Annotated in this window: 19 protein-coding genes; 13 read left to right on the forward strand and 6 right to left on the reverse strand. The window is 63.4% G+C overall.

The features are described 5' to 3' along the window. Positions 1-138: 138 nt before the first annotated feature. The 4 genes from NKH60_RS16090 to NKH60_RS16105 form a co-directional block, all read right to left on the reverse strand. On the reverse strand, positions 139-1209 hold the full coding sequence (locus NKH60_RS16090) for an ABC transporter substrate-binding protein (RefSeq protein ID WP_352540137.1): 1071 nt from the start codon (positions 1207-1209) through the stop codon (positions 139-141). Next, complete coding sequence (locus NKH60_RS16095) at positions 1194-2072, reverse strand: ABC transporter permease (protein WP_352612327.1); 879 nt, start codon at positions 2070-2072, stop codon at positions 1194-1196. The genes NKH60_RS16090 and NKH60_RS16095 overlap by 16 nt, the downstream gene beginning before the upstream one ends. Beyond that, positions 2069-2956: an ABC transporter permease gene (locus NKH60_RS16100; protein ID WP_352612710.1), complete on the reverse strand. Its 888-nt coding sequence runs from the start codon at positions 2954-2956 to the stop codon at positions 2069-2071. Before NKH60_RS16100 ends, NKH60_RS16095 begins: the two co-directional genes overlap by 4 nt. Before the next feature lie 84 nt (positions 2957-3040). Beyond that, positions 3041-4324, reverse strand: coding sequence for an NAD(P)/FAD-dependent oxidoreductase (locus tag NKH60_RS16105; RefSeq protein WP_352502013.1), 1284 nt, complete (start codon positions 4322-4324; stop codon positions 3041-3043). A gap of 225 nt (positions 4325-4549) precedes the next feature. Between NKH60_RS16105 and NKH60_RS16110 the strand changes: the two genes are divergently transcribed. The 6 genes from NKH60_RS16110 (at position 4550) to NKH60_RS16135 (ending at position 10737) form a co-directional block, all read left to right on the forward strand. Further along, the gene (locus tag NKH60_RS16110; RefSeq protein WP_352452558.1) at positions 4550-5707 is read left to right on the forward strand and encodes a fumarylacetoacetate hydrolase family protein; all 1158 of its coding nucleotides are present in this window, start codon (positions 4550-4552) and stop codon (positions 5705-5707) included. A 78-nt stretch (positions 5708-5785) separates the two neighbouring features. Continuing rightward, the gene (locus tag NKH60_RS16115; protein WP_352502014.1) at positions 5786-6580 is read left to right on the forward strand and encodes an SDR family oxidoreductase; all 795 of its coding nucleotides are present in this window, start codon (positions 5786-5788) and stop codon (positions 6578-6580) included. 250 nt (positions 6581-6830) lie between these two features. After that, positions 6831-7763 (forward strand): substrate-binding domain-containing protein, encoded by a 933-nt coding sequence (locus NKH60_RS16120; protein WP_352455167.1) that lies wholly within the window; start codon positions 6831-6833, stop codon positions 7761-7763. A 107-nt stretch (positions 7764-7870) separates the two neighbouring features. Beyond that, positions 7871-8857, forward strand: a complete 987-nt coding sequence (locus tag NKH60_RS16125; RefSeq protein WP_023674041.1) for an ABC transporter permease — start codon at positions 7871-7873, stop codon at positions 8855-8857. Positions 8858-8860: 3 nt separating this feature from the next. Beyond that, the gene (locus NKH60_RS16130) at positions 8861-9655 is read left to right on the forward strand and encodes an ATP-binding cassette domain-containing protein (RefSeq protein WP_352502015.1); all 795 of its coding nucleotides are present in this window, start codon (positions 8861-8863) and stop codon (positions 9653-9655) included. 59 nt (positions 9656-9714) lie between these two features. After that, complete coding sequence (locus NKH60_RS16135) at positions 9715-10737, forward strand: LacI family DNA-binding transcriptional regulator (protein ID WP_352473391.1); 1023 nt, start codon at positions 9715-9717, stop codon at positions 10735-10737. A gap of 547 nt (positions 10738-11284) precedes the next feature. On the opposite strand, the gene NKH60_RS16140 is transcribed toward NKH60_RS16135, so the two are convergent. Continuing rightward, positions 11285-11866 (reverse strand): TetR/AcrR family transcriptional regulator, encoded by a 582-nt coding sequence (locus NKH60_RS16140; RefSeq protein ID WP_031211029.1) that lies wholly within the window; start codon positions 11864-11866, stop codon positions 11285-11287. A 253-nt stretch (positions 11867-12119) separates the two neighbouring features. On the opposite strand from NKH60_RS16140, the gene NKH60_RS16145 reads away from it, so the two are divergent. The 7 genes from NKH60_RS16145 (at position 12120) to NKH60_RS16175 (ending at position 21953) form a co-directional block, all read left to right on the forward strand. Beyond that, on the forward strand, positions 12120-12392 hold the full coding sequence (locus NKH60_RS16145) for a hypothetical protein (protein ID WP_031211028.1): 273 nt from the start codon (positions 12120-12122) through the stop codon (positions 12390-12392). Continuing rightward, positions 12386-15565 (forward strand): efflux RND transporter permease subunit, encoded by a 3180-nt coding sequence (locus NKH60_RS16150; protein WP_352473392.1) that lies wholly within the window; start codon positions 12386-12388, stop codon positions 15563-15565. Before NKH60_RS16145 ends, NKH60_RS16150 begins: the two co-directional genes overlap by 7 nt. A 16-nt stretch (positions 15566-15581) precedes the next feature. Beyond that, positions 15582-16736, forward strand: a complete 1155-nt coding sequence (locus NKH60_RS16155; protein ID WP_352466107.1) for an efflux RND transporter periplasmic adaptor subunit — start codon at positions 15582-15584, stop codon at positions 16734-16736. A 294-nt stretch (positions 16737-17030) separates the two neighbouring features. Further along, on the forward strand, positions 17031-17756 hold the full coding sequence (locus NKH60_RS16160; RefSeq protein ID WP_352612325.1) for a GntR family transcriptional regulator: 726 nt from the start codon (positions 17031-17033) through the stop codon (positions 17754-17756). Between the two features lie 50 nt (positions 17757-17806). Then, positions 17807-18913, forward strand: a complete 1107-nt coding sequence (locus NKH60_RS16165; protein WP_352612323.1) for a mandelate racemase/muconate lactonizing enzyme family protein — start codon at positions 17807-17809, stop codon at positions 18911-18913. A gap of 203 nt (positions 18914-19116) precedes the next feature. Then, positions 19117-20439 carry an NAD(P)H-dependent oxidoreductase gene (locus NKH60_RS16170; RefSeq protein WP_352612322.1) on the forward strand — a complete coding sequence of 441 codons (1323 nt, stop codon included), beginning with the start codon at positions 19117-19119 and terminating at the stop codon, positions 20437-20439. A gap of 20 nt (positions 20440-20459) precedes the next feature. Then, positions 20460-21953, forward strand: coding sequence for a xylulokinase (locus NKH60_RS16175; RefSeq protein WP_352540143.1), 1494 nt, complete (start codon positions 20460-20462; stop codon positions 21951-21953). On the opposite strand, the gene NKH60_RS16180 is transcribed toward NKH60_RS16175, so the two are convergent. Further along, on the reverse strand, positions 21950-22912 hold the full coding sequence (locus NKH60_RS16180; RefSeq protein WP_352473400.1) for a sugar-binding transcriptional regulator: 963 nt from the start codon (positions 22910-22912) through the stop codon (positions 21950-21952). The two genes, NKH60_RS16175 and NKH60_RS16180, sit on opposite strands and share 4 nt — an antisense overlap. Positions 22913-23202 lie beyond the last annotated feature (290 nt).

The raw sequence follows: 23202 nt of genomic DNA on the forward strand, positions 1-23202 counted from the left end.
TGGGAGAAGGTGGATCGGCGCGAAGCGCCGAGACGGATGAGGGTGTTGGCCGGAGTGCTGTCGGTGCCATCTGGAACACCCCTCATCCGTCGCCTTCGGCGACACCTCCTCCCGCAAGGGGAGAAGGAAGAACCAGGCTCAGCCGCCTGCCTTGACCTTCTCGAACATCTTGGCGAGTTCGTCATTCTGCTTCATCGGCCCGGTGAAGATCGTGGTCTTCAGCATCACCTCGGGATCGGAAGGCAGCTGCAGTTTCTCCAACTCCTCCTTTGGCACGGCGGCGAAAGCCGAGCTGGTCGAGCTGCCATAGCCGTAAGCCTGGATCAGATACTTTCCGGAATCCGTTTCCAGCCGGCTGTTGATGAAGTCATAAGCAAGATCGACGTTCTTGGCGTCCTTGAGCATGACGAAGCCGCAAGCCCAGGTCAGCATGCCTTCCTTCGGCTTCATGAACTCTACAGGCACGCCCTGCTTCTTCAGCGAGGTGGCCGAAGCGTTCCAGGTCATGGCCGCGACCAGCTGGCCGCTCGCCAGTGCCTGTTCGACCGAGGTCATGTCGGTGGTGTAGTTCGAGAGCAGCGGGCGCTGCTCGCGCAGTTTTTCCGCCACCTTGTCCATCTGTTCCGGTGTCATGTCGAATGGATTGACGCCGGCCAGAAGGGCCGCCACCACCGGTGTGTCGTGGACGGCATCGATGGTCGCCATGCGCCCGGCATATTGTTTGTCCCACAGCAGGTTCCAACTGGCTTCCGGGTTCTTCACCAGATCGGTGCGGTAGAGGATCGAGGTATTGCCCCAGTCCCACGGCACCATCCAGACCTTGCCGTCGCCGGCCTGCAGGTCGGGCAGGTTCTTGAAGACCGGGAAGATCGAATCCCAGTTTTTGATGCGCTTGGTGTCGATCGGCTGCAGCAGGCCTTCCTTGTTCCAGCGCGCCACCTTGTCATAGCAAGGGTGCGCGACATCGGGGCGGAAGCCGGCCTTGACCTTGGTGAAGGCGTCATCGTCGTCGCCGAACATCGAGGCTTCGACACCATCGGGGTGCGCGGCGAGGAAGCTCTTGTTGAAGTCGGGCAGTTCATAGCCCGACCAGGTGAAATATTGCAGCTTGTCGCCGGCAAAGGCGGCAGTCGATGCAAGCGCCAGCGCGAAGGCAGCCAGTCCGGTTTTCGCTGTCTTTGCCGTTATCGATTTCAAGTCGAATGCCATTGCAGTTCTCCTCTTTCGGTCTCTTCTGGTTTTGACAGGCTGGCGGGCGCTGGCCGCCGGGTGGCGGCAAGCCCGCGATGGCGCAGGATTTCGGCGAGTGCGGCGATGACGAACGACACGGCCAGGATCGCCGTGCCGAGCGCCATGACGGTCGGCAGCGATTTCGGGAAGCGCAGCTGGCTCCAGATATAAAGCGGCAGCGTCGGCTCGGTGCCGGCAAGGAAGAAGGCGACGATAAACTCGTCGAACGAGGTCAGGAAGGCCAGCATGAACGCCGAAATGATGGCGGGCAGGCTGAGCGGCAGCATCACCCGTCTGAAGGTCGTCCAGTCCGAGGCGCCCAGGTCGAGCGCTGCCTCGCGGATGGTCTTCGGGATGGCGGCGAAGCGGCTGCGCATGACCACCACCGTCGTCGGCAGCGCCACCAATACATGGCCGAGCACAATGGCAATGCGCGACGGCCCGAAACCGGCGAGATTGACCAGGATCAACAGCGAGATGCCGACGATGACGCCGGGGATCAGGATCGGCAGCCGCGCAATGGCACTGATCGTGGCGGCCAGCGGCGAGCGACCGTAGAGGTCCATATAGGACACGGTGATGCCGCAGAGTGTTGCGCCGCTGGCGGCAATGGCGCCGATGACGAGGCTGGTGGCAAGCGCACCGGACAGCGCCGAATTGCCGTAAAGTGTGCCGTACCACTCCAGCGTGAAGCCTTGCAGCGGAAATGCCGCCTGGATCGAATTGTTGAAGGAAAACAGCGGGATCAGCAGTATCGGCAGATACAGGAACACCAGATAGGCAAGGACGTAGGCTCCGAGCCAGCCGCCGCCCTGTTTTGCATCGACACGCGCCGTGTTCATGTGCGGCTGCCGTACCGGCGGTCGGCGAAGCGCACCACCAGCACCACGGCGAGAATGACCAGCATGACGGCGACGGCGAGTGCGGCGCCGAACGGCCAGTCATTGGCCTTGCCGAACTCGGCCTGGATCAGTGTGCCGATCATTGTACTGGCAGGGCCGCCGACCAGCGCCGGCGTCACATAATCGCCGACGGTCGGCACGAAGACGACGAGAGCGGCCGCCAGCACGCCCGGCATCGAATTGGGCAGCACGATGCGGCGGAAGCTGGTGAATGGTTTTGCGCCGAGATCGGAAGCGGCCTCGAGCAACGATTTCGGGATGGTGTCCAGCGCCACATAGATGGGCAGGATGGCGAACGGCGCATAAGCGTGGGCGAGCGTGACGACGACCGCTGCCGGCGTATTAAGGAAGGCCAATGTCGGCTCCGACCAGATGCCGCTTTCGATCAGCGCCGAGTTCAGCACGCCATTATAGGCAAGCACGATCTTCCAGGCGAAGACGCGCAGCAGATAGCTGGTCCAGAACGGCAGGGTCAGCAGGAACAACAGCAGCCCGCGCCGCCGCCCGCTGTGAAAGGCCAGATAGTAGGCAACGGGATAGGCGGTGACGACGGTTGCCAGCGCCACCAGGCCGGCGATGCCCAGCGAGCGCAGCGTCACCGTCCAGTACAGCGGATCGGTGGCCACGGTGACGAAATTCGCAAGGGTGAAACCAGCCCCCAGCAGCGAGCCGTCATTGCCGCGGAAGGCGAGGAAAAGCACGAGGCCAAGGGCGAAAAGGATCAGCAAGAAGGTGACCAACCCGCCGGGCAGCAGCATGGCGAAGCGAAAACCCGGCGAAGACCGGGTTTCCGGCAGCGGCTGCGTTGCGGCGAGGGTCGACATCGACTGCCCATCATAACTTGAAATCGACCAAGCTTTTTTCATATTCATGAAGCTGTCAAGCTGTTTCACGCTTGGGCATGAACGTCAGCGTTCGAAGGCGTCCAGCATCCGGTACCAGGCGATGGTCGCGGCAACGCCGACCTGCCGAAACGCATGAAACGGAATCGGCCGGATCGGCGAGACCGGGAACGGCAATTGCCTGGTGTCGCCGCTCGACAGGTAGGAGGCGATGCGCTCGCCAAGCGCGGTCATCAGGCCGATGCCGCGGCCCTGGCAACCGACGACCGCCAGCAGACCCTTCTCTGGCTCGTGGATATGCGGGAGATGGTCCGGCGTCATTGCCACCCGGCCGAACCACCGCTTTTCAATGGCCACATCGGACAGCGCCGGGTAGAGCCGCAGCAGCGCGCGTTCCAGATGCGCCCAGTCGGCCGGGCCGTTCGGCAAGGCCATGCGGCCGCGTCCGCCGAGCACCAGCCGACCATCGGAACTCTTGCGGTAATAGACGAGGATGCGGCGCGAATCCGACACTGCCTGCCCTTCCGGCAGGATCGCCGCCGCGAGATTGGACGATAGCGGCGCTGTCGCGATCTGGAAGGAATGCAGCGGGACGATCGTCTCGGCGAGGCCGGGAAGCAGGCCGCCGGTATAGGCGTTGGTCGCCAGGACAATCGCCTTGGCCTTGAGTTCGGCGCCGCTTTCCGTAGAAACATGCCAAATGCCGGCATTCTTGCTGATCTGCATCACGTTCTGGCGCTCGGCGATCTTTACGCCCGCCGCTGCAGCGACGCGCGCCAGTTCCGACGTGTAGGCGAGCGGATCGATGGCACCGGCGCGGCGATCGAGCCAGCCGCCGAGATAGCCTTGCGCGCCGGTCATCGTCGCGATCTCCGTCCCGCTCAGCAGCCGGACATCGGCGCCGCGCGCCCGCCACTGCCGATCCCGGTTCGCCGACGCTTTCAGCGCGGTCTCGGTATGCGCGGCCTGGATCCAGCCATTGCGGACGAACGGCACCGCCAGTCTTTCGTCGCGGATCAATTCGAAGACGGTGTCAGCGGTCGAGGCGGCAAAGTTGACGAGCGCTTCGCCGCGTTCGAGACCAAAATGCTCCAGCAGCCAGTCCGGATCGTATTTCAGGCCGGGAATGACCTGACCGCCGTTCAGGCCGGATGCGCCATTGCCAATTTCGCCGGCCTCCAGCACCTGGACGGCAAGGCCGAACCGGGCAGCGTGCAAGGCTGTCGACAGCCCCATGATACCGCCGCCGACGATAACGACATCGACGCATCGGCCGGCTGGAAAAAGCGACTGGAACGCGGTGGCCGTCCGCGGCTTCTGCCAGATTGGATCGGAAAACCGTACGGGCAAGCGTCACCTGGAGATTTCAGTAGGTGAAAACCCTAGCGACGGTTTCATTATTTTGAAAGAGCGTTTTCCGTCGCCGTTGGCGCACGTCAGGCTCGATCAAGGTCCAGCGATGCGAAGACCGCTTGAAAGAATTGACAAAGCTCGTCCTGCAGGCGGGATAGACCTTTGGCGGGAATTTGTTGAAAGTGCCGCAGCCGAAGGACAAGCCAACAGGAAATGTAAGCCATGACGAACGCCACACATTTGCCCGCCGAAGGCCTGTTCGTGGGCCGCGCCCGGGCGAGCGATGCTTCCCATCCGCTGGTGGTCACGGTGCGTGACGGCACGGTCTTCGACATCACGTCAAATGTGGCACCGACCGTGCGCGACGTTTGCGAATTGCCGGATCCGGCGGGGCACGTCCGCTCGGCCAAGGGGCGGCCGATCGGCCCGCTCGATGCCATTGCCGCCAACAGTTTCGAGACAGCGCGCGATCCGGGGAAACCGTACCTGCTGTCTCCTGTCGACCTGCAGGCGATCAAAGCGTCTGGCGTCACCTTTGTCGTCAGTCTGCTCGAACGGGTGATCGAGGAGCAGGCGCGCGGTTCGGCGGAAAAGGCCGACGCCATTCGCGCCGACATCGCCGGGCTGATCGGCCACGATCTGTCGAAGCTCAAACCCGGCTCGCCGGAAGCGATGGAGATCAAGGCCAAGCTGATAGCGCGCGGCGCCTGGTCGCAATATCTGGAAGTCGGCATCGGCCCCGACGCCGAGATCTTCACCAAGTGCCAGCCGATGGCCTCGGTCGGCTTCGGCGCCGATGTCGGCCTGCATCCGGTTTCGACATGGAACAATCCGGAGCCGGAGATCGCCATGATTGCCGCCAGCAGCGGCAGGATTGTCGGGGCGACGATCGGCAACGACGTCAATCTGCGCGACGTCGAGGGGCGCTCGGCGCTGCTGCTCGGCAAAGCCAAGGACAACAACGCTTCGGCAGCACTTGGCCCCTTTATCCGGCTGTTCGATGAGACATTTTCAATTGGCGACGTGAAGCAGGCGATCGTACGCCTGAAGGTCGAGGGCGAGGATGGGTTCTCGCTGGAGGGCGCCAGTTCGATGGCCGAGATCAGCCGCTCGCCGGAAGAGTTGGTCGCCGCCGCCATGGGGCCGCATCATCAATACCCCGACGGGCTGGCACTTTATCTCGGCACCATGTTCGTGCCGTCGAAGGATCGGGGCGAAACAGGCAAGGGCTTTACCCACAAAGTCGGCGACATCGTCACCATCTCGTCGGAGAAATTCGGCGCCTTGGTCAACCGCGTGCGGCTGTCGCCCGACTGCCCACACTGGACCTACGGCGCCAGCCACCTGATGCGCGACCTCGCCAGGGCCGACCTCATCTAGTCCCGCAGCCTAACATCCGATAGATTCTAGAATTCTCTGATTGGAAATTACCTGCTCGTCGGCATTCGGGAGAGTCCATTGATCGTCGCTCTTGAGGGCAAGACCCTTGTCGTTACCGGCGGAACGCAAGGGCTTGGCGAGACCATCGCCCGGCTGGCCTCAGCCGACGGCGGCGAAGGGATCGCCATTGTCGGCCGCAATGCCGAGCGTGGCAGACGCATCGCCGAAGAGCTTTCACGACCAAGCCGGCCCGTCGTCTTCATCCAGGCCGATCTTGGAGATCCGGCCGCGCCTGCAGCTGTCATGGCGGAAGCGATCAAAAGACTCGGCCGCATCGATTGTCTGGTGAACGCCGCGGCCCTCACCGACCGGGCCTCGCTGGAAACTGGCACAATCAACGACTGGGACAGGTTATTTTCCGTTAATGCGCGCGCGCCGTTCTTCCTCATGCAGGCGGCCGTAGCCGACATGAAGACACGGCGGGCGGCGGGGGCCATCGTCAACATACTGTCGGTGAATGCGCATTGCGGTGCGCCGGACCTTGCCATCTATTCCGCAACCAAGGGCGCGCTTTCGACGCTGACCAGAAACATTGCCAACGCGCATCTTTCCGATCGCATCCGCGTCAACGGCATCAACATGGGCTGGGTAGCGACGCCGGCCGAACAAGAGATGCAGGCGCGCACGCTGGGCAAGGGCGAAAACTGGGCAAAGATTGCCGCCGCCGGCCTGCCGCTTGGTCGATTGCTGACCATGGACGAAGTCGCCCAGCTAACGCTGTTCCTGCTCAGCGACGCCTCCGGGCTGATGACCGGGACGCTTATCGACCTAGAGCAATACGTGCTCGGCGCGCCGCCGCGCAGCATTGCATGACGGTCGCAAGGCCGATCGTCGGCCGCCTGGAAAATATCAGCCAAACTGATGCAATCTGATGGGATTGCTGATGGCGTGGTGCCTTGCGCCAACGTCCATTGGCAATCGAGGCTTGCCATCGATCGAAAAAGGGAATGCTCTAATGCGCCCAGGTCGACGCTGGCAAATGCGATCACGGCTTTGGCCGCGCACGGTTTTTGGCCGCGATCGTCGTCGGAGGAGGAGTTCGGTTCAAATGGGAGGAAATCAAATGCTGACGAGGCTAAGACTGCTTGTACTTGGCTTGATGGTGGCGCTGGCCATTCCGGCCGCGGCACAGGCCAAGACGTTCTACTGGATTTCGCATGGCGGCCCGGCCGATCCGGTCTGGACATACTTCCTTGCCGGCGCCAAGCAATGGGCGGCGGACACCGGCAACACCGTCAACACGTCGTTCCACAATGGCGACGTGGCGTCGCAGCAGGAGGCTGTTCGCGCCGCGATTTCCGCCAAGGCCGACGGCATCACCACGACCAGCCCTGATCCGGGCAGCCTTGTCGAGATCGCCAAGGAAGCGCGGGCGGCGAACATCCCGATCATCAACTTCAACACGCCCGACCCTAAGGCGGACTTCAACGCCTATGTCGGCGGCGACAACGTCACCTTCGGCAAACATTGGGCGCAGTATCTGGTCGACAAGGGCCTTGTGAAGAAGGGCGACTTCGTCTGGATGCCGGTCGAAATTCCCGGTGCCACCTATGGCGTCCAGGAAGAGGAAGGCATCAAGAGCGTGTTCGAGCCGCTCGGCATCACCTACGAAATCACCGAAGCGACGCTCGACCAGGCCGAAGTGATCAACCGCATGGTCGATTACCTCACCGCCAACAGGGCCAAGGTCAAGGCGGTTATCGGCCTCGGCGACCTTGTCACCGGTTCGATCAAGCGGGTGTTCGACCAGGTCGGCGTCAAGCCGGGCGAAATCCCGGTCGTCGGCTGGGGCAACTCGCTCGACACCACCCAGGAAGTGCTGAACGGCTACGTCAATGCCGCGCAGTGGCAGGATCCGCAGGCGACCAGCTACGTCGCGCTCTCGCTCGCCAACATGGCGGCGAGCGGTATTCCGCCCGGCTTCGACGTGATCACCGGCGCGCTCTACGAGAAGGACACCGCGGCAGTCTACGACAAGATCCTGTCCGGCAAATAAATCCGCGATCGAGTTGGTCACGGCCGCTTCGGCGGCCGTGACTGTCTCATCATTCCGCCGAAGCCGGTTGCGGTCGCGGCCAAATCCAATCCTATCGCGGGTCCAAGGTGGAAAATCGTTCTCTTATCCAACGCTCGATCGCGCGGCCCGAGTTCGGGCCGTTTGTGCTGCTCGTCGTCGAGATCGCCGTGTTCTGGGGCATCAACCACGACTTCCTGTCGCCGCAAAACATCTCGAACACGCTGGCCTTTACGGTCGAGCTCGGGCTGATCGCGCTGGCGATGACGCTGTTGATGACATCAGGCGAATTCGATCTCTCGGTCGGCTCGGTGTTCGGCTTCTCGCCGGTCCTGATGTGGACGTTGTTCAACAGCGGCGTCGCCTCGCTGGAAGCCGCCTTCGTCATTGCGCTGGTGGTCGCTGCGTTCATTGGACTGGTCAATGGCTGGTTCGTGACGCAGCTCAAGATCCCGTCCTTCCTGGTGACGCTGGGCATGCTGCTGGTGGTGCGCGGCACCGCTTTGTTCGTCACCAACGGGTTTCCGCAGCGGACCTGGAGCGCCGAGGGCAGCTGGCTGGCGGAAGCGCTGGTCGGCGATTTCTTCATCGGGCCGTTCCGTATCTACATGTCGCTGTTCTGGTTCATCGCCGCCGCAATCGCGCTCGGTTACGTGCTGACGCAGAGCCGGACAGGCAACTGGATCCAGGCAGCCGGCGGCAACCCGAGTGCTGCAAGGGCGCGCGGCGTCAATGTCAGCGGTGTCAAGATCGGCCTGTTCATCCTGTCGTCGATCCTGGCCTCGCTTGCCGGGGTCATCTCCTCGCTGCGCACCTCGGCGGCCAACCCCAACAGCGGCACCGGCTACGAGCTCGAAGTCATCGCCATGGTGGTGATCGGCGGCACGGCGCTGACAGGCGGGCGCGGCACAATCATCGGCACGGTGCTCGGTATCCTGATCCTGCGCGTGATGCGCAACGGCATCGTGCTGATCGGTGTGCCTGGCCTTGCCTATAATATTTTCATCGGCGCCATCATCCTCGGCATGATGGCGCTCCATTCATGGCTGGAACGCCGGCATCAGGCAGGGACTTGAACCATGGCCGAACCGCTTGTCCGCATGGAAAATATCCGCAAGTCCTATGGCCGCGTGCAGGCGCTGGTTGATGCCACTTTCCATGTCAACGAAAGGGAGATCGTCGGCCTGCTCGGCGACAACGGCGCCGGCAAGTCGACGCTGATCAAAGTGCTGTCGGGCGCGGTCCCGCTGACCAGCGGCGATATCTTCATCCGCGGCAAGAAGGTGAATTTGCGCACTACCAGCGACGCCATCGCGCATGGCATCGAGACGATCTACCAGGACTCGGCGCTGGTGACGCAGCTGTCGATCGCCCGCAACCTGTTTCTCGGGCGCGAGCCGATCAAGCCGCCGCGCTTCCTCAATCGGATGGACCAGGAGGCAATGAACGTGGTTGCCCGCGACCTGCTCAAGCAGGTCGGCATCTCGAAGAACATCCCGCCGACGACGCCGATCGGCTCGCTCTCCGGTGGCGAGCGGCAGGCGGTGGCGATTGCGCGCGCCATGCATTTCGACAGCGACCTCATCATCCTCGACGAGCCGACCAACAATCTCGGCGTCGCCGAAACGCAAGGCGTGCTGAGCTTCGTGCGCAGCGCCCGCGATTCCGGCCATTCCTGCATCTTCATCGCCCACAACATCCATCATGTCTTCCAGGTGGTCGACCGCATCGTCGTCATGCGCCGCGGTAAGGTGGTCGCCGACGATATTGACCCGAAGAAGACCAGCGTCGCCGAAGTCGAACGCGTCATCACCGGCATGTCGGACAAGGAGATCCATGACGCGCTGGTCGAGGGCACGCAACGGCCCGGCTGAGCAGCCGGGGGTCGGGCTGATCGTCGAGGCACTGGATCGCATCGCCACATGGTTGCGACATGAAAGCCACCGTTTCGGATATTGCCAGGAGCTGCGGCCTGTCGACGGCGACGGTCGACCGCGTGCTCAACAACCGGCCGGGGGCCAGTGCCGCCAACCGGCAGCGCGTCATGGAGGCGGCCAAGCAGCTCGGCTATCTGCCGGTTGTCGACCAGGTCGCGTTGCCCTCGCGGCCGGCGCATCTCGAATTCTTCCTGCCGATCGGCAGCAATGCCTTCATGGCCGATCTGGCCAGGCACATCGAGGATTATGCGGCGCGCCTGCCGCTGGTCGCCTCCTGCCGCATCCACAAGCTCGCCGGCATCTCGCCGAGCGCCTTGCAGGCGGCCGTCGAAAACCTCTCGCTCAAGGCGAACGGCGTCGGCGTCATCGCCATCGATCATCCGAGAACGCGCAACATCTTGCGCGAGATCGTCGAGGCCGGCATCCGCCTGGTCACGCTGGTGTCCGATGTTCCGGGTGCGCCCCGCTCGGCCTATGTCGGCATCGACAACCGGGTGGCTGGCCGCACCGCGGCGCTGCTGATGGGACGGTTCCTCGGCGGCCGCCAGGGCCATCTGGCGATGGTCGTCGGCTCACGCTCCTACCGCGGCCATGAGGAACGCGAGATGGGCTTTCGCTCCGTGCTCGGCGAGGAGTTCCCCAATCTGACGGTCACAAGCGCCGTTGAGATCAACGATGAGCCGGAGGCCAGTTATACCGCGACCATGAAGGCGCTGCACAGCGAGCCGGAGCTGCTCGGCATCTACTGTATCGGCGCCGGGCGCTCGGGCGTGGCAAAAGCATTGCTCGAAGTCAGGCCGCAGACGAAGCCGGTGTTCATCTGCCATGATCTGACGCGCGAGACGCGCGGCTATCTCGTCGACGATCTGCTCGACGTCGTCATCGACCAGAATGCGCGGCTGATTGCCGAACAGTCGGTCATTCGCCTGCTCGGCTCGATCGCCTCGTCGGCGCCCTATCTGACGCGAAAATTTATCGAGCCGCGCCTGATCTTCAAGGAAAATGTCCCGGTGCAGTGATGTCGCGCGAGGCGATGGTCGCTCGGGCCTCGATGGTTAAAATTCGGTTGATACCGCAAATCTGCACATCACCTATGCAACTTTTGTGGTTGCCGAATCATTGGGCAATCGATAATTTCGCAGGTGTCGGCCATCTACTCCTCCCAGATGCGATGCCGACGCTGAGTGCGGTACACCTCCTCCCGTGCCGTATTCGAAATCGAGCCCGCTGCCACCTCCTCCCGGCAGCGGGCTTTTTTTGTTCCAGCTCCGGGATAGCGGCCAATGCTTGCGGTCGGGACAGCACCGGACACGTTTGCTGATCCGCGGATCGATGAGCTTCGCTGCGACCGCCGCGGCTTATCGGGCGGAATCCTGTCACACTTGTCACTCTCACCGGTTCGCCGGCGGCCCTATCCTGCCTTACGACCAGCAATCAACGCCGCGCCGGCCATGGTGCGGAGGATCGGCACAGGAGACGCGAGATGGCACATCGCGATGGGACAGACATCACCCGGCGGCGCGGCCCGCAATCGAAACGCCACGGGTCGTTTCGCCGCTTACGAGATTATCTTGCCCTGAAAGACGTGATCAGGCCTTCCGCCATGCGGACGAACTGCGCGCTCGGGCCCTCGGCGCCGACGCTTTGCAGGCTGACGCGGGCGCCCTCGAGCAACAGCGACAGCGTGTCCGCAAGAAGCTCGGCCTGTCCGATGCCGGCATCGCGACACAGCGAGACCAGCCGCTCGCGCTGCGCTTCCTTGAGTTCCTTGATCACTTGCCTTGCCGGATGATCGGCCTCGCTCAGCTCGATGGCGGCGTTGGCCATGTCGCAACCGCGACGGTCCGACATCAGGCAATCGGCCGCCATCCGGACCCAGGCATGCAACTGCGCCAGTTTGTCGCCCGGATTCTCGGCCTCGAACTTTTCCCACATCGCGTTGGCGCTGCAGGCGGTCGCCCGCAGACATTCGATGATCAGGTCGTCCTTGGACTCGAAATGCCGGTAGAGCGTCATCTTGTTGGTGCCGGCGGCCTCGGTGATGGCGTCGATGCCGACGCCGCGAATGCCATGCTTGTGAAACATGTCCCGTGCCGTCTCCAGGATCCTGTCCCGGGGGCGAACACGCTCCACAACACCGTCTGTCATCAAAACCTCCGTGATTGCGTTTCCCGAAATTCCCTCGGTGCACCTCTTGACTAGGGTGTTACCGGTCTGTAACGTTAGAGATGTTACTTACCTGTAACACCCGCATTGCATCATGTCAAACTCGCAAGTGCCGGCCACCAGCCGCGCCCCGATCGGCAAGGGGACGAACCGCACCTTACGGCCTCGGCCGGCGAGCAAGAAAACACCCGATCCGCGGCTTGCCGCGGATCACCAAAAACCAGGAGCCGCTTCGATGTCGCAGCGCAATGATCTGACGATCGATGAAGTCGTGAGGGATCCGATGATCCGCATGCTGATGAAGGCCGACCGCGTCGACCCGCGGTCTTTCGAGGCGATGCTGCGTGCGCTGGCGGATGAGCAGGCCGAGCGCCGCAATGCGCCGCGCCGCCTTGAAGATTTCGGCTTTCTCGAAGATTCCGGCTCAACACGCAGCCGGCGGCTGTCCAGGGTAGCCAGGGCGTTTGGCCGGGCCAGAGCATCGGGCGAGGCTTGCATCTCATGGTAAACTTCTTCATTCATCGTCCGATCTTTGCGTCGGCGATCGCCATCATCATGGTGCTCGCCGGAGCGATCTGTTATTTCCTCCTGCCCGTCTCGCAGTTTCCCGACATCACGCCGCCCCAGGTCGTGGTCAGCGCCCATTACCCGGGCGCCAGCGCGCAGGTCGTCGCCGACACGGTGACGACGCCGCTCGAACAGCAGATCAACGGCGTCCAGGGGATGACCTATATGTCGTCGTCGAGCTCCAATGACGGCTCCTCGACGATCACCATCACCTTCGACGTCGGCTACGATCTGAGCACGGCGGCCGTCGACGTCCAGAACCGCGTTTCGCAGGCGGCTTCCTCGTTGCCGGCCATCGTCAACCAGGGCGGCGTGACGATCAAGAAGCAGAACCCGAACTTCGTCCTGATCGTCGACCTCACCTCGCCGGACGGTTCCGTCAACCCGGTCGCGCTGAGCAATCTCGCCTATCTGCAGGTGGTCGATCCGCTGAAGCGCCTGCCCGGCGTCGGCGACGTGCAGATCTTCGGCGAGCGGCGCTATTCGATGCGCATCTGGCTCGACCCCGACAAGCTCGCCAATCTCGGCATTACTGCCGTCGACGTGCAGAACGCCGTCGCCGAGCAGAACGTCCAGGTGGCGGCCGGCAAGATCGGGCAATCACCGGCTCCCGCCGGCACCGCCTTCGAGATGCAGGTCAACGCCGTCGGCAGGCTGAGCGATCCCAAGGAGTTCGGCGACATCGTCGTGCGGGCCAATACCGCCAACGGCTCGCTGGTCAGGCTGCGCGACGTTGCGCGCATCGAGCTCGGTGCGCTGCAATATTCGTCGTCGGCCTTCTTCGGCAAGGACCCGACGGTGGTGCTCGCGGTCTACCAGATGCCGGGCTCCAACGCGCTCGATCTGCAGCAGCGTGTCAAGGACAAGATGCAGGAGCTGTCGGCCCGTTTCCCGAAGGGCGTCAGCTACGCCATGCATTACGATACGACACGTTTCGTTTCGGCCTCAATGCACGACGTGCTGATCACGCTCGGCGAAGCGCTGGTCCTGGTCGTCGCCGTGGTGTTCATCTTCCTGCAAAGCTGGCGCACCACGATCATCCCGACGATCGCAATTCCGGTGTCGCTGGTGGCGACGCTGGCCGTCATGCATATGCTTGGCTTCTCACTGAACATGCTCAGCCTGCTCGGCATGGTGCTGGCGATCGGCCTCGTCGTCGACGACGCCATCGTCGTCGTCGAGAATGTCGAACGCCAACTTGAGGCCGGCCTCAAACCGCTGGCTGCCACGCGTACCGCGATGGCAGAGGTTACCGGCCCGATCATCGCCACGACCGCCGTGCTGATGGCTGTGTTCGTGCCGGTTGCCTTCATTCCCGGCGTGTCCGGCCGGCTCTACAACCAGTTCGCCCTGACTGTGGCGATCTCCTTCGGCATCTCGGCCTTCGTCTCGCTGACGCTTACCCCGTCGCTCAGCGCTGCCTTCCTGCGCCACCGGCCGGAAACACAGTTCGTGCTGTTCCGCTGGTTCAACATGGGCTTCGAACGGCTGGCGCATGCCTATGCGAATGGCGTACGCATTCTCATCCGCCTGCGCTGGATCATGCTCGGCGTATTCGCAGCCGGACTTGTCGCGACCTATTTCGTCTGGCAGCGCCTGCCCTCGACCTTCCTTCCGGTCGAGGACCAGGGCTATTTCTTCGTCGTCATCCAGCTCCCCGACGGGGCCTCGCTGGAACGCACCGACGCGGTGGCGCAAAAGGCACGCGACATCCTGCAGAACACGCCCGGCGTCGACATCGTCGGCTCGATCAGCGGCTTGAACTTCCTGACCAGCGCCGCGCAGTCGAACTCGGCGGTCGAATTCGCGATCCTGAAGCCATGGGACGAACGCGGCCCCGACCAGAGCGCCTCTAAGCTCGTCGCCGACGTGCGCAACAAGCTGCTGCAAATTCCGGAGGCTTTTGCGCTGAGTTTCGACCCGCCGTCGATCCCGGGCATCGGCACCACCGGTGGCTTCGAGTTCCAGGTCGAGGACCTGACCGGCCGCGGCAGCGTGGCGCTCAACGATGCGACGCAAGCCGTGATTGCCGAGGCGCGCAAGCAGCCCGAGCTCAACCCGCAGCAATTGTTCTCGTCGTTCTCGACCTCGACGCCGCAGTTCAACTACGATCTCGATCGCGCCAAGGCGAAGCTGCTCGGGCTCAACCTGCCGGACGTGTTCAATACGCTGCAGATCTATCTCGGCTCGCTCTATGTGAACGATTTCAACCTGTTCGGCCGCACCTTCCGGGTGACGATCCAGGCCGACAAGGATTCTCGTGCCGGTCCGGCCGACATATCGCGGCTCTATGTCCGCAATGCCTCGGGTGGGATGGTGCCGCTGAGCACGCTGGGCAAGCTTGTGCCGATCGTCGGCCCCGAGACCGTGCCGCATTACAACAACAATGCGTCGGCCCTGATCAATGGCGGCGCCGCGCCCGGCTTTTCGTCCGGCCAGGCGGTGGCGGCGATGGAACGTGCCGCTGCCACGGCGTTGCCGAGAGATTTCGGTTACGAATGGACCGGCATCACCTATCAGGAGCTCAAGGCGGGATCGATCGCATCCGTGGTCTTTGGTCTCGCGATCGTCTTCGTCTTCCTGATCCTCGCCGCGCAATATGAGAGCTGGGCGATGCCGTTCATGGTGCTGCTGGCGGTGCCGCTCGCACTTTTCGGTGCGTTCGTCGTGCTGTGGCTGCGTGGCATGCAGATCGATGTCTATTCGCAGATCGGCTTCGTCATGCTGATCGGACTGGCGGCCAAGAACGCGATTCTGATCGTCGAGTTTGCCCGGCGCCGGCGCGAAGAAGGCCTCAGCATCGTCGACGCCGCGATGGAAGCGGCGCGGCTTCGGCTGCGACCGATCCTGATGACCGCCTTCGCCTTCATCCTCGGCGTGCTGCCGCTGATGTTCGCTACAGGTGCAGGTGCCGCAAGCCGGCAGTCGATCGGCACCACCGTCTTTGGCGGCATGGTCGCGGCGACGATCCTGTCGCTGGTGTTCGTGCCGGTCTTCTATGCGGTGATCGAGCAGCTGCGCGAGCGCCGCAGCGAGAGCGAACCGGTTTCCGAAGCGACCGAACAACCAACTGCCGAACCCGCCTTCGAGCCATTGGCCGAAGCCGCCGAATAGGACTGGAGAATTGATCATGCGTAAATGGAAAATCGCGCTGGGAACGGCCGTCGCCCTTGGGGCGATTTCGGTGGCGAGCGTTCACCTGCTCGACATGGGCAGCCTCAGCCTCAACGCGGGCACAGCCGGGGCGGCGACACCCAAGCCGGAAGCCTTTGTCATGCCGGTGCCGGTGGTGAGCGTCGTCAAGAAGACGATCCCGATCTATCTCGACTACGCCGCCCGGGTGGAGCCGATCCGCAGCATCACGCTGCAGGCGCGCGTGCCGGGTTATCTGCAGGAGCAGGTCGCCACCGACGGCAGCGACGTGGCGAAGGGCGACCTTCTCTACAAGATCGCGCCGGAGGATTTTCAGGCTGCCCTCGAGCAGGCGAAGGCGCTTATCCAGCGCGACACGGCGACGCTCGACTATGCGCGCTCCAATCTCGGGCGCGGCAGCGAACTCGCCAAGAGCGGCTATCTCGCCAAGGACGTGTTCGACCAGCGCACCAGCACCTTGCGTGAGGCTCAGGCCTCGCTCGCCGTGAACCAGGCCGCCTTGCGGACCGCCGAGCTCAATTTGAGCTATACCGAAATCCGTGCCCCGTTCGCGGGACGCATCGGACGCAGCCAGGCTTCCGTTGGAACGCTGGTCAGCGTTGCCGGCACCGTGCTCAATTCGCTGGTGCAGCTCGATCCGATCTACGTCACCTTCAATCCGAGCGAAACGGACCTGACACAGATCGAGGAAGCCCGGGCCGCGGGACCGATCAGTGTCGACGTCCTGCTTCCCGGTGAAACGGAACCGCGCCAGAAGGGCGATCTTACCTTCATAGACAACACGATCGATCGCTCGACCGGCACGATCACGGCACGGGCGACGATCGGCAACGGCAAGTTCACGCTGCTGCCCGGCCAATATGTCCGCGTCCGGCTGCACGTCAAAGAGCAGCCCGATGCGCTGATGGTACCGCAGACGGCACTCGGCTCAGGCCAGCTCGGCAAATACCTCTATGTCGTCGGCAAGGACAACACGGTCGACCAGCGTATCGTTTCGCTCGGACCGACCAATGGCGATCAGGTCGCCATCTTGAGCGGTGTGGCCGAAGGCGACCGGGTGATTACCGGCAATCTGCAGAAGATCGGCCCGGGAATGCCGGTCTCGCCGCTGCCCGAGAAACCGGCCACCTGATAACCCCCATCAGGTCCGGTTCCGCGGCGCCCTCGGCTCCCACGCCAAGGGCGCCGTTTTGCTATGTTTCGTTCTACGCAATTCCTTGGGGAAAGCGCTACATACGCCGGCTTCGAGAAGCCGGTGTGATGTTCAGCGATGAAAGACGGGTCGGTTTTTGCGGCCGTGCGGCCTGACGGCCTTGCCGGCGCCGCAAGCCAGCCGGCCAAGCGGAAGTCAAGAAATCCACAACCCGCCTCTTGTTAGATTGTCGACAACCTGCTTGTCTTGCTTTCGGTTCCCTTGAGCAGCCGAATGGCAAAGCTGGATTTCAGTCCGATCGGCGATACGACACGCAGGGCCGAGATCGTGGGGCTGCTCCGGCAGGCGATCCTGACCGGCCAGCTGGAACCGGGACAGAAGCTCAACGAACTCAGGATTTCCGAGCAGATGCGGGTGAGCCGCGCGCCGCTGCGCGAGGCGATGCGCGAGCTGGTGCAGGAAGGCATCCTGACCAGCATCCCCTACGCCGGAACCTTCGTCATCAACGTCACCGCCAAGGACATCGACGATGCCTATTCGCTCAACAAGGTGCTCGACGAATTCGCCATCGCGCGGACCTGGCCGCTTCGCGACCAGCGCTTCTTCGACGAACTCGACCGGCGCCATGCGGCGGTGAAGCAGGCGACGCGCGACCTGGACACCACGCGGCAGATCGAAACAGCGCTGCAACTGCATGGCCTGATCCATGAATGGGCCGACAATTCGGTGCTCCTGGAAACCTGGCAGCGGCTGACTAGCCGGCTGCAGATGTATTTCGCCCTGCACCAGCGGGCGCGCAACGAGCCGGTGCCTGCCGAAGACGTCCACGGGACCTATGTGCGGCTGCTCAAGGGCACCGACATGCCCGCCGCCCAGCGCCACGCCAAGGACCATATCGACCTGGATTTCGAAGAACTGCTCGCCTATGCGCGCGGGCTGGAACAGCGCGGCTCAAAGGGCGCCGGCGCCGATCGTGCCGGCCGACCTGGAGGCGACTGAGCCCGACAAATTTGACGGACATCACGGAACACAGACAACGGACAGAACACGTGCAGATCAAAACCATCAAGGCCTACCGTGTCGTGCAGCCTTTTGTGGACGGGCCTTACCGGATGTCGAAGGGGCGCGTCGCCGATGCGTTCGACGCGGTGATCGTCGCCGTCACCGCCGATAGCGGGCTCACCGGCTGGGGCGAGATGGCGCCGCTTGGCAATTTCTATTCGCCTGCCTTCGCTGCGGGTACTCGCGCCGGTGTCGTCGAGATCGCGCCGCATCTCATTGGCCATGACCCACGCGGGCTTGCCAGTATCAACAGGCTGATGGACACGGTGTTCAAGGGCCATCCCTACGTCAAGTCGGCGCTCGACATGGCGTGCTCGGATCTTGCGGCGCGCGCCGCCGACGTGCCGCTGGTCACCCTGCTCGGCGGACGCGAGAGCGTGACGGCCGAACTCTACAAAGTCGTCACCCACGGCACGGTCGACGCGATGGCCGCACTCGCCAAGCGCATCGTCAAGGACGGCTTTCATCGGCTGCAGGTCAAGGTCGGCGGCAACGTCCATGACGACATCGAACGCGTCACAGCCGTTGCCGCCGCGGTGCCGAAGGGCACCGTCATCTTCTGCGACGCCAATGCCGGCTGGACCCCTTACCAGGCGCGCCAGTTCGTGGATGCGACGCGCACCATCGACTACACGTTCGAGCAGCCCTGCACGACGATCGACGAATGCCTGTCGGTGCGCCACTCGCTCGACAAGCCGATGGTGCTCGATGAATCCGTCGCCTCGCTTGATGATATGCTCGATATCCATCGCAAGGGCGCGGCCGACGGGCTGACGCTGAAGATATCACGCCTCGGCGGCGTCACCAAAACGCGCCAGATCCGCGACCTTGCCGTCGACCTCGGCTTCATGATCACGGTCGAGGACACTGGCGGCGCCGAGATCGACACATCGGCCATGGCGCATCTGTCGCTGTCGACGCCGGAGGAGCGCCGGCTGCACGCCATCGCCTTTCACGAATGGGTGACGGTGCGCACCGCATCCAACATGCCGCCGGTTTCGGGAAGCCGTATGGGCATTCCGGATGGGCCGGGCCTCGGCATCGATGTCGTTCCCGGCCTGCTTGGTGCGCCCTTCTTCGAAATCGGCAGCTGAGCTGCAACAAGGCTGCACCCAATCAAGCTGAATATGCCGCGTCCTTCTGACTGCCGTGCGGATTGACCGCTCATCCAATCGTCTTCGGCCGATTGCAGAGCGACAATGCCCAATTGCCGGTTGAAATATTTTTCATTTGCAAATAGAAATGTTCAAAACGTTGATTTGGACGCTGCGGCGCGTCAGGAACTGGAGGAAGCGACATGTCCCATCCGCAATTTGCAGCGGAACTTCTGCAGCGCGCTGAACAGCAGGGGCCGATCACCATCGGGCTTGCCGGCGCCGGACAGATGGGCACCGACATCGTCGTCCAGGTCGCGCTGATGCCGGGCATGCGGATCGGCGCCATTTCCGAAGTCAGGCCGCAGGCAGCGATCGACGCGGCGCTGCTCGCTGGCCATAACCGTTCCGACATCGTCCAGGCCGGCAATGCGGCCGCGATCGACCGCGCCATCGAGGCCGGCAAGATCGCGGTGACCGAAGATTTGCATGCGCTGGCGGCGGCCGACCGGATCGACGTCATCATCGACGCGACGGGCAATCCCAATATCGGCACGCTGTTCGCGCTGGAAGTGATGAAGAACGGCAAGCACATCGTCATGCTCAATGTCGAGGCCGATATCACCATCGGCCGCTTCCTCAAGGACGAAGCGCGTAAGGCCGGCGTCGTATATACCGGTGCGGCCGGCGACGAGCCGGCCTGCACACTGGAGATCATCGGCTTTGCCAAGAGCCTCGGCTTCAACATCATCGCCGCCGGCAAGGGCAAGAACAATCCGCTGAAGATCGACGCCATGCCGGCCGACTACGAGAAGGAGGCGGCCGAGCGCAACATGAATGCGCGCATGCTGGTCGAATTCGTCGACGGCTCGAAGACGGCGATCGAGATGGTGGCGATCGCCAATGCGACCGGGCTGGTGCCCGATGTGCCAGGAATGCACGGCCCGACCGCGACACTGGAGGAGCTCGCAAGCGTGCTTTGCCCACGCGAGGATGGCGGCGTGCTGCACCGCAAGGGCGTTGTCGATTACTCGATCGGCAAGGGTGTGGCGCCCGGCGTGTTCTGCATCATCGAGACCCGGCACCCGCGTGTGCTGGAGCGCATGATCGACCTCAAGGTCGGCAAGGGCCCCTATTTCACGATCTTCCGGCCCTATCATCTGACCAGCCTGGAAGTGCCGCTGTCGGCGGCGCGCGCCGTGGTCTACAAGCGGGCCGACATGGAGCCGCTCGACCATCCGGTCGCCGAGGCGGTGGCGGTTGCCAAGAGCGATCTTGGTGTGGGCCAATCTCTCGGCATGATCGGCGAGAACGACTATCGCGGCTTCGCCATGACCTGGGGGGATGCGCGCGCCCGCGGCGCCCTGCCGCTCGGCCTTGCCGAACGCGCCAAGGTGGTCAAGCCGCTCAAGACCGGCGACTTCCTGACCTATGAAAATTGTGTACCCGACGATTCGATGGTGATAACCCAGATCCGCCGCCGTCTCGACCAGTCGGACGGACGGTTCGTTACAAACGCAGCCTGACCCCGCCGGATCTCCGCCTGATGGACGATGTCGTAATCGGGATCGACGCCTCGACCACGGCCGTGAAGGCGATTGCCTTCACCCGCGCCGGCGAGGAGCTGTTCCAGGCGCGCGAGCCGTACCCGCTTTCAAATCCGAAGCCCGGCCATTTCGAGCAGGAGGCCGAACAGTGGTGGACGGCGCTGCTTGGCGCATTGAAGCAGGTCACCGAGGCGGTCGGCGCTGCGCGGGTGGCGGCGGTTTGCATCGCTCACCAGCGAGAGACCTTCACGCTGGTGGACAGCGCCGGCAAAGCACTCATGCCGGCAATCCTGTGGCTGGACGAACGCGCCCGGCCGCAAGTTATCAGGCTTTCGGCCGAACTCGGCCGCGAGGCGATCCGCGACTGGAGCGGCAAGCCGCCGGACCCGACGCCGGCGCTCTACGCCATTGCCTGGCTTGCCGAGCACCAGCCGCAAGTGCTTCGCCAGGCAGCGGCACTGGTCGACGTGCACGGTTTCTTCGTCCAGCGGCTGACCGGGCGATTGGTCACCAGCACCGCAAGTGCGGATCCGCTCGGGCTGCTCGACGTCGAGAAAGGTACCTGGCATCCCCGCCTCGTTGCGGCCGCCGGACTGCAGATGGAGCAATTGCCCGAGCTGGTCGCGCCAGGCGTGGTCTGCGGCAGTCTTTCCGCAAGCATAGCGCAGCTGACCGGCCTGAGGGCCGGCACGCCGGTCGTTGCCGGCGCTGGGGACGGCCAGGCGATGGGCCTCGGCATGGGCGTCTACGGCGAGGGCAAGAGCTATCTCTCGCTCGGCTCCGGCGTGGTCAGCGGCTGCTATTCCGGCAAGGTGAAAACCTCGGACGCGTTTCGCACGCTGGTTTCGCCGACCGGCTCCGGTTTCATGCTGGAGACCGTGCTGCGCTCGGGCATGCAGCTGGTCGACTGGATCGTGCGAACCACCGGTTCGCCCTCGGCGGCAGCGCTGGAGAAAGTGGCGCTGGATGTTGCCGCGGGCAGCGAGGGCCTGCTCATCATGCCCTATTGGGCCGGCGTCATGAGCCCGTATTGGGACGGTGCCGCGCGCGGCGCCATTGTCGGCCTGTCGCTCGATCACCGGCCGGAGCATCTCTTCCGCGCTGTCCTGGAAGGCATCGCCTTCGAGCAGGCCGTCGCCACCGAGGCCATGGAAGCCCAGGCCGGCGGACCGGCGGCGATGATTGCCGCCGGCGGCGGCACCAATTGCGCGCTGCTCATGCAGATCATGGCAAGCGTGCTCGAGCGGCCGCTCTCGGTTTCGCCGGTCAACGAAGCCGCCGCACTCGGCGCTGCCATGCTGGCGGCAGCGGCTGTCGGCTGGTTTGCCTCGCCGGAAGCCGCCGCGCAGGCAATGGCTGCCGCTCCCACCAGGCATGTCGATCCGGTCGACGGGCTTGTCGCCGCCTATCGCAGCCGCAAGGAAATCTACCGCGACCTTTATCAGGCGACGCGCGACATCCACACCCGCCTCAGCGCTCTCGGCGAAATCTAGCGGTTGAGCAGGCCCTTGGCCGCGTCTTCGTCGGTGATCAGAACCGATACCTTGGTGTTGGCGAGCGCAGCCCGCATTACCGCTACCTTCTCGCTGCCTCCCGACACCAGGATGATGCTCGGGATATCCGACAGATCCTGCAGCGGATAGGCGCAGACGCGGCGGTTGACCTCGTGGTCGACCGGGCGGCCCTCGGCGTCGATGAAATGACACAGAATATCGCCGACGGCACCGGCCGCCTGCAATTCCTCGAGTTCGCTTGGCTTGATGAAGCCGTAATTGGCGATCGGGCTGTCGTTGGAAAACGAGCCGACGCTGAGCACGGCGATGTTTGCCCGGCGTGCACGGAAGACGACGTCCTGAACGCTGCGCTGGCTCATGAAAGCGTCGCGCTGCTCCGGCCTGTCGGCATAGACCGGCACCGGCAGCAGGAAGCACTCCGCACCGATCTTTTCGGCGAAATCCCAGGCGCTTTCTGTCGGGTTAAGCGGCTGGGCATGGGTGAGGCCGCCAAGCATCGAAACCACCGTCGTCCTGGCGATGGGCCGCCGCGGCAATTCATTGATGGCAAATTTCAGTGTCCGCCCCCAGCCCAGTGCGATGACATCGCCGGCATTCACATGGTCGGCCAGGTAGGCGGCGGCGGCGTGGCCGATCATCAGCGGCGCGTTGCTTCGGTCTGCCGCCGACGGCACGACAACAGCCTGGCTGAGCCCGAACCGCTGCTTGAGGCTTTCCTCCAAAATCACGCATTCGACGACGCTGTCGCGGATGCGAAACTGGACGACACCCTCTTCGCGGGCGGCGGAGAGAATGCGATGCACTTTGATGCGGCCGACGCCGAGAATTTCGGAAATCCGCTCCTGTGTAAGACCCTCGACATAATAGTGCCAGGCGGCGCGGGCCTTGAGTTCGGCGTCGGGGAAGCGCGGGGCTCTTTCGTTCTCTACGATCGTCATCTGTTTGCCTTGCCGCAGCCGCCGGCTCTGCTCATGATATTCCAATCCGGCGACTTCGAAATGCCCAAGATTTCGGAGACCTTGCGTAAGGCAAACCGGCGGACAGCGCAAACCCGTCGTCGAATGAAGCGGCAGGCCTTGACAATTTTCCGACGAACAGTTTAGCTGAACAAAATTGCATGTTAAAGATAAATTGTTCACAGGGAGGGGCCTGGTGGACAAAGTGGCCCGGTGATGCAGCGCCGGATTGCTGTGGAGGAGACAAAGTGGCTGTGAGCAACGACGCAAGC

The organism is Mesorhizobium sp. M1006, from assembly GCF_040318825.1.
Classification (GTDB): Bacteria; Pseudomonadota; Alphaproteobacteria; order Rhizobiales; family Rhizobiaceae; genus Mesorhizobium.